Origin of the sequence: Paraprevotella clara YIT 11840 (assembly GCF_000233955.1) — a bacterium.
GTDB lineage: Bacteria > Bacteroidota > Bacteroidia > Bacteroidales > Bacteroidaceae > Paraprevotella > Paraprevotella clara.
Genome location: NZ_JH376597.1, coordinates 53,217 through 66,416 on the forward strand (window position 1 = coordinate 53,217; position 13,200 = coordinate 66,416).

Annotated in this window: 5 protein-coding genes; all 5 read right to left on the minus strand. The window is 46.1% G+C overall.

Annotation, left to right across the window (positions count from 1 at the left end):
* Positions 1-288: 288 nt before the first annotated feature.
* Complete coding sequence (locus HMPREF9441_RS06535) at positions 289-4,389, minus strand: ATP-binding protein (protein WP_008619406.1); 4,101 nt, start codon at positions 4,387-4,389, stop codon at positions 289-291.
* 154 nt (positions 4,390-4,543) lie between these two features.
* Positions 4,544-7,621, minus strand: coding sequence for an alginate lyase family protein (locus HMPREF9441_RS06540; protein WP_244949653.1), 3,078 nt, complete (start codon positions 7,619-7,621; stop codon positions 4,544-4,546).
* Positions 7,622-7,716: 95 nt separating this feature from the next.
* Positions 7,717-9,153 (minus strand): glycosyl hydrolase family 28 protein, encoded by a 1,437-nt coding sequence (locus HMPREF9441_RS06545; RefSeq protein WP_008619412.1) that lies wholly within the window; start codon positions 9,151-9,153, stop codon positions 7,717-7,719.
* 149 nt (positions 9,154-9,302) lie between these two features.
* Complete coding sequence (locus HMPREF9441_RS06550) at positions 9,303-11,195, minus strand: glycoside hydrolase family 97 protein (protein ID WP_008619418.1); 1,893 nt, start codon at positions 11,193-11,195, stop codon at positions 9,303-9,305.
* A 40-nt stretch (positions 11,196-11,235) separates the two neighbouring features.
* Positions 11,236-13,140: a glycoside hydrolase family 97 protein gene (locus HMPREF9441_RS06555; protein WP_008619420.1), complete on the minus strand. Its 1,905-nt coding sequence runs from the start codon at positions 13,138-13,140 to the stop codon at positions 11,236-11,238.
* Positions 13,141-13,200 lie beyond the last annotated feature (60 nt).

Below are 13,200 nucleotides of genomic sequence, written 5' to 3' on the forward strand. Positions count from 1 at the left end.
CATTTTTTTAATACAACGATTCAAAATTATATGATTCATTCCATACAATATGGGACAAAAAATAACAAATGATTAGGCAATTTGTAACACCACATGTAAAACACTCATATCCATATATATAAGGATAAAAAAAGAAGTCATGTATCCCTTGAATCAATCTCAGCCGAATGAAAAATCATTTGGCTGAGATTGATTTTCCATTCGGCTGAGATTAAAATTCCGCTTGGCTCAGACTGAAAATCCACTCCATTCACAAAGGCGCTCATACGACAATAAAACAAGACATTTTCAAGTCTTAGGGCTTTTATTTACCTTTTTGTTCGCTTCACGATACTGCGTAGGTGTCATGCCGAACTCTTCCTTAAAATAACGGTTGAAGTATTTGATGGTGTTAAACCCGACTTTATCCGCAATCTCCACCACATTGTACTGGCTGCCCACCAACAATTGGGCGGCACGTTTCAAACGGATGGACCGGATAAATTGGAGGGGTTTCATATTCAGAATGACAGTCAACTTCCGGTTCAGATGCGTCTTGCTCAAACCGAGGTCACTACTTAAATCTTCCAATGAATATTCCGAATCATCCATATTTTTTTCTACGAAAGCTACTGCTTTCTTTACGAATTCCTCATCCAAGGAAGTCGTAGTAATCTCACTCGGGGTTATTTCGATGTTCTTCTTAAACGTTTCCTTCCTTGTTTCTCGTTGTTCGATAAGTTTTTGCACGCGAACCTGCAACATCTCAAAATTAAAAGGTTTTGAGATATACGAATCGGCACCGGCTTTGTAACTCTCTATGCGTGCGTCATCCGACATTTTGGCCGTCAACAAAATGAAAGGAATATGCGATGTATGTATGTCGTTCTTCATCCGTTGACAAAAAGCTATGCCGTCCCGCTTGGGCATCATCAGGTCTGAAATGACGAGGTCGGGCCATTCCTCACGCACCATTTCCTCTCCTTCGGCACCGTCCCCCGCCTCTACCACATCGAAATCCGAGCTGAACTCATGGACCAAATAAGCCCTGAAATCCGCATTATCTTCTACTATCAACAGCTTTTTCCTCTCTCCGGATGGTTCACTGCCATCTTCTGCTGCCGATGGAACGGAAACACCAACTGTTTCCTTGTCCTCTCCATGCGCTATAGTTACTTTTTCGTCATGCTGTAAGTCTATCGGCAAAAAAAACGTAAACACGCTGCCCTCTCCGGGCCGACTGTCCACAGTGATTTCTCCCCCATGCAAATCCACATACCCCTTGACCAAGTGTAAACCTATTCCGCTGCCCGACTGGCTCTTATGGCTACTCTCCACCTGATAGAAACGGGTAAATATACGCTCTTTGTCCTTCTCTTCCATGCCGCATCCTGTATCCCGGACTGACACTGCTACGTACTCACGACCGTTGCGAACCGAATTTTCCACCCGTACGGCAATTCGACCACCTGAGGGGGTAAATTTCACTGCGTTGGACAACAAATTGTTCACCACCTTATATACTTTATCATGGTCATAATTCATATACAGATGCCCAATCTTACTTTCAAAAGCCAACGTAACACCTTTTTCCTTCACCAATTCGCAGAACGCCTCAACCGCATCCCGAACAAACACGACAATATCCCCCATACTGACCGACAATCTTTCGCCTTGCATCTCCAATTTCCTGAAATCCAACAACTGGTTCACTAATTGGAGTAACTTTTCCGCATTACGGTAAATCACGACCAGCCTCTGTTTCAAATCCACGTCGCTCTGCTGTTTGATAAGCGATCCGAGCGGAGTCAGAATCAACGTGAGAGGCGTACGGAACTCATGGCTTATATTGGTGAAAAAACGCAATTTCATTTCTTCCAGATGTTCCTGTTGCCTCCTCGCATTTGCCCTACGTTCCTCCATCATCTTTTCCTTTTCCCGATGTACATACATCCTGGAAATCCAGTAAACCATCCCGACTACCATGAGAACATATACCGCCATGGCATAATACGTAGCCCAAAAAGGAGGATGCACAACAATAGAAAGTCGGGCCGGCTCCTTGCTCCAAACTTTGTCCCCATTGGCCGCATACACCTCAAATTCATACTCACCGGGACGTAAACCTGTATACACCGCACGCCCCTGAGCAGTAGCATGAGACTCCACCCATCCCTCTTCATAATTTTTCAACCTATATTTATAATAGGTATGGTCTGGATTGGCGTAATTCAAACCTGAAAATTCTATGGAAATGAAATTCTCATCATAGCGCAGTTCAATCTTGTCCGTACGGTTCATGGGCGCCGACAAAATAACATGCCCCTCATACTCTTTCCCCACCCTAACGGGCGTGTTAAAAATACTAAGTCCCGTTAGAATAGGCTGGCTGGCAGCTTCTTCATATACCATGTGCCCGGGATTGAAATAATTAAACCCGTGCGCACCTCCGAAATAAAGCGTCCCGTTTTTTGCTTTCAGTGCCGCATGGTCATAAAACATTCCGCTTTGCAATCCATCCGCCACACCAAATGCCACCAAGGAAAAACAATAACCGCCTTTTTCTTCCTCACGAGGAATAATCTTACATATACCATTCAAAGTTGAAGCCCACACAACTCCGTCGCGGTCCTCCAAAATGGAGGAAACGGCATTGTTCGGCAATCCTTCAGCCGTTGTAAGTAAATAAAGACGTCCCGACTTTTTATCCCAAATACGGATACCATCCTCTGTAGCAAACCACTGCAAGCCACGCACATCAGTCAGCAAACCAAAATATTTGATGCCGGGCTTATAATATTTATCTTTACATACATCAGGAATCTGCACTTCATCTTTTCCGGCATCATAATAAAATAACCCGTTATCTCCCATTGCAGCAAAACAATCTTTTCCTATAGGACAAAGCGAATGAATCAGCTTAAAGTTCTTCAGCTCGGGATGTCGCTCATGCAACATAAATTCTATTGTTCCATCGTTTGGATTCAGCAAGCCGACCCCACCGTTCACACTGGTCCAATAATTCCCACGGGAATCTTCATACAATGCCCGCGACACATTCTGCGCCACCTCCTGCTCGGAATCGCCTCGGTTTCTTAAAAAATGCTTACATCCCCCCCCCCCGCAAATTTGGTAAAAACCTTTTAAAAAAGTTCCCACCCATATATTTCCATGACGGTCACGGGAAAGCGACAAAACCAATTCGTTAATCTCATCTTTGAAAATCTGCTCCACCTTATGGGTTTCCGGATGAAAACGGAACAATCCCTTTCCGCTTCCCACCAAAATAGTCCCATCCTTATCCTCTAAAAAACATCGCACGGATTCGTTGGTAATATAAGAACTTCCCGGAGAAGTCTGTGCCAATTGGAATTTCTGCATGCTGGGATGATAGTAGCAAAGCCCCTGAAACAACGTACCAACCCAAAGCCCACCGCGCGAATCCGACATCACGGTATAAATATCATTATGGAGCATCCCTCCGTTTGTCAAAGGCAAATCCGGCATCTCGGACACCGCAAACGTTCTCCCGTCCACATGCCGCAAGCCGCTCCGGGAAGTCCCCGCCCAAATATCCCCGTTACGATCCATATCCATACAAGTAAAGAAGTTAGATATACCAAAGATACTGGTCACATCTCTCCATTCCCGAAGTGTCCGGTTATAAAAACAAATACCATTGTTGTACATCAACCATAGATTACCCACCGAATCAGGATGCAGATAAAGCCGGTCAGTATATTCATTAATAATACCCTCAAAACGGGAATCCTGAAAAAGAAAATCGGAAGAAGTATAATCCCAACACCGAATCAAGCCGCTACTATACACAATCCAGCAGAAATTCTTATATTGAGCTAGTTCCAAAGGAACGCCGTATCTCTGCGTAAATTCACTGTCCCCGCGGTCTATCACTTGTTTTTTATGTTTGCCGACATCGTAAAAAGAAAAAGTATTATCCTCTGTCAGGAACCAATAATTCTTGGCATCATCGATAAAAAGGTTTTTCAACCTTTTATCAATCCCCATAGTCTCCAACTCCCCTTGAATATCATAATTGAAAGCATTTGTCTTTAAATCTAAAAGCAACAAATAACGTAGTTCCTTCATCCACACTCGGTCTTTTCCGTCATAATACTCTTTCGGCGGACGGGAGTATGTCCACACATATTTCCGGTCTTTGTCATAAGGAAAATACTCAAAAGATGCGCCATCGTAAATGTTCAATATAGAGGCAGTCCTTATTCCGACACGCCCATCCGGAACCATACTCAGTCCACGAATCTGATTATCGGACAATCCGTCTGGCACATCAATCAAACGAAATTTATACTGTTCTACAGACTTGCACGGAAATACAAGACAAACAAAAGAAATTAATGCCCAAAACATTTTCGCCATGTTCTTCATAATCTTTCCACGTTCTTTATGCGACGTTATTTTTCGTTAGTATTAATACATGCAAATATACTTCAAAAGAAAGGCTTAGTATATCAAAAAAAAAGAAAAAAGAATCCCCATTAGAAAAAATGAGGATTCAAGACTTCTAAAAACATTCCTACCTTTAATCTATCGAGATGTGATCTAAAACCACGTAATTCCCCCCTTTACCTTCACGGAAACTTCCGATCATCCCTACATAAATTTCCACAGGCATATCCATTCGGGTAGAATGCACATAAAACCAATTCACTCCATCAGTCGACTCATAAGCATAAAACACTCTTCCCACACGAACCAATTTAAACCAGGCAGGTACCCAAGTATATGTGTTCCCAATAGCAAAATGTCTTTTCTTCTCGCCTTTTACAGACCATCCCATTCGCGCAAACCGTCGACCAAAGTGGCCAAGCGTCATCGTCACAGCATTTCCTCCACCGGCCAACGTTTCCTTCGCCATCAACCCACATTCACTCACATAGCCCTTTATCGCGTTGACACGGCAAGAAAAAGAAAAATCACCTTTGATTTTCCGATATATAAACGGAGTATTTTCCACCCCGTTTCCCATAAAGCCCTCACGACACTCCAAACGAAAAGTCCCTTCCTGCACATCGGCATAGGCAACCTTTCCGCCCACAACATCCCCGATTTCACCGTAAGCCCATTCTTGCGGCCATTCCCCCTCCGAAATGGCAGTAGCCCTCACGCACTCCGAAAAACGGCTCGTTCCGGTCTTATTCACCGCCGCCACCCGATACTCATACGTTTTACCTGCTTCTATATGGGTATCGATAAACCAATTGGTCACCTTTTCTTTGTATACAGCTATATCTTTGAATTCACTCCGTCCTGCCTCCGAACGTTGAACGATATAACCATTAGCAAAATATCCGGCTGACGGTTCCCAATCCACTCTGATCTGCCCGATAGAAATTTCGGTTCTCAGTCCGACAGGTACTTCCGGAGTAGGCAAAAGAGGATAATTGGAAGGACGCAATGAAAAGGTCAATGACCCATAGCCGAAATGATCCTTACTACCATGTTCCGGACGCAACAGCTCGGCCATCCGTTTAGAATAAGGAGCTGGTATACCTTTCAACACTTCGTAATGGTTGTATATCATCTCCCAGACCGGACGGTCTTCCAATCGCCCAAGCCCGTTTATGGAAGGCCAACGGTTATTCAAACCTTGGCTATTATTATAATAAGTAAAAGGAACACCACGCATCTGATTATGACGGGCCACGTATTCTGCTCCCGCTAATAAACGGTTATGGTCGTAAGCAAACAGACCATCCCCCTGATTCCAAGCTATCTGACAAAATGTACCCAAAAAACCTACCCCTAACATTGCATGTTCCTGGTCGCGGCCGCTTTCCTGCCATTGACCGAGTACTGTACCATCTTCCATTCGGTGCAGGTAAGGCACCGCGTTTCCTATACTTCCATTACCCAAACCATGCTTGAAATATTCAATCCCTTCACGATAAATATCCGGACGGTCACATAACACACCGATAGCGACCAAGGCCACCATATTACATGCATCCCAGTTTGTCCAACAATAATCCACATTACCACCTCCATGAGTTTGAAGAAACTCATGGCTCACGGGGTACAAATACTCCACCATCATGTCCTTGAAGCGTTCAAAATCGTCCTTTTTCCACAAAGGACAAACCCTCAACACCTCGGCAGCCATGGCAAACTCGCTGATGGGTATGCCTAATAAACCCTGGTCTTGCCTTGCTTTCGGAATCTGGTTCACAGTTTCCGACCAGGCATTACAAATATTAACGGCACAACGCGCGTATGCCTCATCACCGGATACATACCAACGGATAGCATTCAAATAGGCGGCATGGGCATCTGCCGAAGCCTTTTGACGGCTGTTGCCCATATTCATCATAGGCCGAGGCTCAAACGTAGATTGTGCCCATGGGTCTTTTTGCAATTCAACCCAACTTTCTGCCCAAGGATGCTGTCCTTGAGCTACCATCATTTTCATCCGTTCTAAGTCGGCAAGGGTATGCAACCCACCCGGATGGACAAATTTGCGTCCTACCGCCCCTTCGTTAAACAAAAGGGTTCCAAAACCGGGTTGGTCCCGATCGTACCCTTCCGGCCTGAGTTGCTCCAACACCTGCTTCGTGAACGGCATGGGCAACCCCATCCGGTTCACATAATGATTGTAAGCGATTTCGAACACATACATATATCTTCCACGGGCCTTATCCGACACTTCATTCCAATCGCAATACTTTCCTGTAATGTCCGTCCACTTCACAAAAGGAACATCATAACCCAAATTATAACGCGCCACATACTCGTAACCTTTCAACAAACGGTTGTTTTTAGCGGAATATAAATCATCTCCTTGTTGCCAAGCCAATTCACAAACAGTAGCCATAGCCCCGATTCCCAACATACAATGGCTTTGGTCACGACCACTTTCTTGTATCTGTCCGGTCTCCCCGTCAATATAATGAGCCAATGTCCCGTTGTCACGTCCGTCAAGGTAGAAAGCGCGTGCCTTTTCATACATATTCCGGTCATCCAAATGGATAGCGGCAGCCATATAAGTCTTGGTCACGATAGTCCCCCAATTTCCGTTCGTATAAGGATTACGATCATAAAAAGTATCCAGCACGGGAAGAAATATCTTCGTAAACATGCGCAAAGCATCCTTATAATCATCCTCCGGCATCTTACGCCAGGTATGTTTCAACAGTTCCAAGGCATATACGATTTTAAAGCCTTCCAACCCAGCCAACAGCGGTGCGTCATTCGTGTTGGGAATACGTTTTAGCACACGGGCATAGGCAGCCAACACTTCGGCCGACTTACGGGCATGAGCCTCATTCCCCGTAATACCCCACATCAGAGCATTCAAATAAACCGCACTGAAATCCCGTTCCATCTTCGATTTCGTATAAGCAAACTTCCCGTCACGCGAAATGGTGTCGAACGGTCCTTCCATCTTATAATCAGCTTGTGCACAAGGATGTTTCTCCAATAAAAGATAAGAAGCATAAGCATCCTCATTTTTTTCCTTCACCAACGCCCGAATTTGCTTCATCCGCTCTTTCGTATGCAATACGCCCGGATGGATAAAATTACGGGAAAGTACCGGACACATCACCAACAGGCATCCCAACCAGACACACAACCGTTTCACCGCAGAAGTTCTACATTTCATGGCATTTTATTTTGTGTTAAATTTATCACTAAATGCAAAGATAGGCATTTTATATATATCCTTTACACTATTCAGGTATCCCGATATAGAACATCCTACTCTTTCGTTTCCACAAACTGCACGTTTTCTACATGTGGACCCACATAAATCCGGCACATGTCTCCGGTGTTATACCATCCGGGCTTACCGGACATGTCGTCCGTTATCAACTGCCCGTTGACGCGGAGGTTCTCGAAACGGATGTCTTTTATCTTCCGTTCCTCGTTATATCCCTCAATCACCGAGACCTCCGCACGGTCTCCGGTATAGGAAATATCCTTGAATAGCACATTCTCTATACCGCGTCCCGGTGCCGTACAATACTTCTTATTATAGAAGATACGCAGGTTGACCAACTGCCCCTGCCGGAAATCCTCCACACGGATATTTTCGAAACGGACGTTACGAATCAAGTTGTTATCTCCTGCATTGATAGCCATACATCCCTGATAATTCAACTGTTTTTCTTTATGGTCCAGGATGTCTATATTGACATAGTTCAAGTCTTCCAGTATCTCCTGTTCTTTCGAGTTACCGTGAATACCGATAAATATCGGATGAGCCACATCCGCCCACAAGGTAGAATTCTGCATCGTGATGTTCCTGCAACCGCCTTCGAATCCCAGACGTGTGCCATACACCGTCGTACAATCGTCCGAATTACGGCAGAACACGCCATCGAACAACACATTATTGCTGGCAAAGACATTCATCCCGTCTCCCCATCCGTAATAGCTGATGCTCTTTACGTTGCGGATCGTCACACCATCCGATCCCCCCGTAGCGCACTGGGTCGTGACAACGCCTTCGACCAGTACGTTACGGGAGTTGGCTATACGGATGCCTCCTTTTACCTTATAATCAATAATACCTCTTCCTCTCAAATTCACATCGTGTACGCCTTCCATAATGACACGCCCGGCCAATACAGCTCCACCGGCCAGATAGACGGTCTTTCCCGAAGGAACTTTCAGTTCCCCGTTCTCCGGCGTATGCAAGCCCGGGCCATAATATAATACATCCGGGTCATTTTTATCCGGTACATCCGTCTCCAACGGATTGGCAAACAAATGTAAGTTGTGGAAAATATCTCCATTCACTTCGACCGAAACATTGCAGGGACGCGTCAATTCGAAACAAACGGCATTCCCCTCCACCCTGCACGGTATGTCGTAAGAAAGCGGACGGACACGAGCCGTGTTCACCTTACCTTTATTATATACGGCTTTCACGTCAACCTTTCCGGAAAAGTCGAAAATGGCCATCGAAGCGTCCTCCACGCAGTGTTTGGTATCCCTCACCTCATCCACCTTCACCAAGTAGGACGGCAAGGTTTTCCATTCTCCCCCGTCTTGACGTACCTGTACCGTAAAATCATCATTCAAATCCACACCCTCAGGAGCCGGATAAGTCACCAAAGAAGACGAGGCCATACAAACCGCGTGTCCCGTCCCAACCAATAGCATAAGCAAAAGCCAGTGTTTTATTTTCATCTTGATTTCATTATTGAATTCCGAATGCAAAAATAATGCAACCGAAAAGAATAGAATGGGACAAATTGAAACAAAAATAGGGCTTAAAATCCCCAAATGGAGATTTAAGCCCTTAGATTGTCATAAAAAACGTCCCTTACGACATTTTATCAATGAAACCATCCCACGAAACCTCCCCCGGCACGCAAGTGGACTTTCAATGTTTCTTTTTTAGACACTTTCCTATCTTCACGCGCAACGGAAGCCAAAATCTTATCATCATCATGCAGTAAGACTGCATCCATACTCTTTTTCAAGAAATCCAAAGGTATCTCAATTTCCCGTTCCTTATCTCCATTCATCACTCCTACCCACCAATCATTCCCTTTACGGCGGGCATAAGCCACGACTTCGCCCATCTCTGTACAGGATAACACTCGGGTCTCGTCCCAAACCGTCGGCACTGCTTTAAGCAAATCCAAGAAAGGACTTTCCAAATAATAAGAATAATGATCGGAAAAATGAGTAATGGGCGAAAGAAAAACAATAGACTGGGCAAACTCATGTGTCCAAGTATAACCTCCAGTCTCTATTTCACGCGGGTTCAACGTCACGGGAGTCACATCCGCAGCTCCGGCCATCAAACGTGTGAACGGCAAAGCCACATAGTGAGATTGAGGCAATACACGCCCGTATCGTAAAATATGCCACTCGTTTCCTCGAACGGCTTCCCGCGTAACATCGTTCGGATAAGTACGGGAAAGCCCTGTAGGTTTTACGCTTCCATGAAAATTCAACAACAGTCCCAATTCCGCACAATCCTGCATGGCTCCCATATACCATTGCATGATTTCTGCCGTGGCCGCCGGAATGAAGTCAATTTTAATGCCTGAAGCTCCCACTGCTTTTATTTTCTCCAAATAAGCCCTGCGCGGACCCGCCGTACGCATTTCATTAGAGTTGACCCAAACAATGGATTTTACTCCCACACTACGCCCGTATGCTATGACTTCCTCCAACAGTTCCCATTGGTCTTTCCCGTCTTTACGCCAATTTCGCCAACCGTCATCTATCAGATAATATTCCCATGTAAGTTTGGCGGCGGCATCGAACCATTCCTTTTGTTCCTCATATCTCGGTGCTCCCACACTCCACCATTGCCACAGACATCTTCCGGGTTGCACCCATGAGAAATCACGCCCTTCTTCCGGAGAAGGGCACAAGTTCGTCAACATATCCGAGTTGACCAAAGCTGTCAAATCCCCGGCTATTATCACACACCTCCAAGGAGAAACATCCTTTCCCTTATACCTTCCGGCCAGAATCTTTTCCGACTCATCGGGCAAGCGCCGGATATCCCATCCTTTTTCCGAAGCGGGGAAACCAGCCTGAAACGTATTCCCCGAACGGGTAAAGGCCATGTCTGGAAAAGATTCGCAATCAGCCTCGGTAAGTGTCACGTAACAGTTGCCCAGATCGACTGTAAGCGGACCTCCCACATATCCTTTATCCGGCATGGCCTCCAACGCCGTGACATGCACATATCCTTCATAACCTGGCTCATATTCAGCCCACGCCACCTTCTTTACCCTCTGTGGCAGGGCCCAAGCTGTCCTTTCATTTCCTATATGTTTCGCGCCTTCTGGCAAAATGTAACGTATGGCAACTCCGTCATTATACACTCGCACCACCAAGCCGAAACGCACCCCGGAAGCCTGCATCGGCAATACCGCCTCTACCCCTCTCCCCGATGCTTCGGCATGATTCCCGAATATAGGATATTTTTCTTGTATTTTTTCTATTTCCGGCTCAGCCACCAACGACGCACCTTTTCCCAAGTCATTCCCGTCTACAGTTATTCCCAACGGAGATTTCTGCAAAACATCCACCTTCCCCCGCTTGACGGAATAAAGGAGCCAGCCTCCGTCCTCTTCCACACAAACTTCTATGTTTTTATCGGGACTGCCCAACCGTAACAAGTCCCCACGGCTTCCGGCCGCATGCACCGACATCGAAAACAACGACCACAGAAGCCCGGCACTTATAAACAAGTGATTTTTCATATCTGTCTTCTCTTAAAACAAAAACACAAGTCCACACCTATTACTTCACTACAGCTACAAATCCGCCCCGCGGCAGACATGTTACTTGCACAACTTTTCCGTTCTCCGGCAAAGACACACTCTCTTCCGTCACGAAACTCTTGCCGTCGCTCCCGTCTTTGAACCATGTCACCTTACAGCTTTTCTCCAAGCCCAAGTTTTCCAACGGCACGCCAATCACACGGGGTTCATCCGTTCCGTTAATCCCCGCTATGTACCATACATCCCCCTTACGGCGTGCCATGACGACTTCCGTCCCGGGATAACCGGCCAAAAGCTTCGTATCATCCCACGCCGTAGGCAACACCGACAAGAATTGTTTTACCTGCTCCGGCAAACCGTAATATACCGACGGCCTGTCGGGCATGTGCTGCAAAGCCGATTCAAAAATCACAGGCAATGCCAACTCATGGGCATACGTTGTGATATGCGGATGCTGGGAATCGGAGAAAGTTCCGGGAGTATAATCCATCGGCCCCACTACATTCCTCGTAAAAGGCAAGGTTGCATTATGTGCCGCAGCCTGATTGGTCAGCACGCCGTTATTGTTATACCACTCTGCCCCGTAAACGGCTTCCACTGACATCAAATTAGGATAAGTCCGCTGCCATCCCCTCGGAATAGTCGCACCATGGAAATTCACCATCAAATTATACTTAGCCGCATCCTCCAACAAGTCGATGTAATAATCCATAGAAGAAATGCTGTCTCCTAAAAAGAAGTCCACTTTTATACCGAAAACGCCTAACTTGTTCAACCATTCGAATTCTTTCGCACGGTCTTCCGGCTTATTCAGACGATACAAAGGAGTTGGGCCTAACCAGTTTGTGCTTGAGTTGTACCACAACAAAGGTTTCACGCCACGCTCGTGTGCATACTTCACGGCATCTTCCAAGTTTCCGCCGTTGCCCATCTGATCCCATTCCCAATCTATCAGACTGTAAGGCCACTTCATTTCGGCCGCCAAATCAAAATATTCTTTCAGAAGCTGATAATCTCTCGTTCCGTGATTGTACGCCCAATATATCCACGAAGCCGAACCGGATTTGATCCACGATGTATCTTCCACCGTTGAAGGGTCGGAGACATCGGTCACCAACGTAGATTCCACGACGTCCGACAACGTCCCTATGATAAGCACCCTCCAAGGCGACTCCCAAGTCTCTCCCATGGGCTGCTGCTTGTCGAACAGACGCACACGGTAAAGGTCGGCACTGTCGGCATTACACAAGAAAGAGCCTCCATGTCCCCGCCGGATATTCGCCTCCGTCATCAACATAAATACGGAATCCCGTAATTCCACAAGTCCGGGATAGCCCCAAAGATTCGCATCCGGCTGCCCTTCCAACCTGCCATTAGTGGACAAAGGATAAAAACCTTCATATCCCAACGTATACTGCTGCATCCAACGTTTCACCCCCTGGGGAACATCGTATGCCGTATGTTCATCCACGACAAACTCTTCCGGCGCAACAGACTTCACCCCGTATTTAAAGGCCACGCCGTCATCATACGCCCTGATGGTCACGTCCAATATGTTGCCGTCCTCATTCTCAAAAGAATAAACCCTTTCAGTACCGTGGTTCACGCAATGACTGCGTTTTCCGGTAAGCATCCGGTAATCATCCGTTATCGGTTTAGCCTCCGACACGCTTTTAAATTTCAAGTTGCCGGCATATTTCTGCCGGTTCGTTTCCATTCCCAGACGGACCAATGGCAACGCACGCTCCCCGTTATAATACACCGCGAAAGACACATCGCCATACTCACCCTTGTCAAGTTCTGTCATGCCCACAACCAAGTGCCTGTCCGGAGAAACCACTTCCTGTTCTTCTACTCCACTACAGGAAGGAAGCCCCACGGCCAGTCCTAAGCACCACACCCATTTCAAAACTCCTGTCTTCATTCTTTTTCTTTTTTAATTATTTCACATTAAAATACATACTATATTCAGATCACAGTCGCG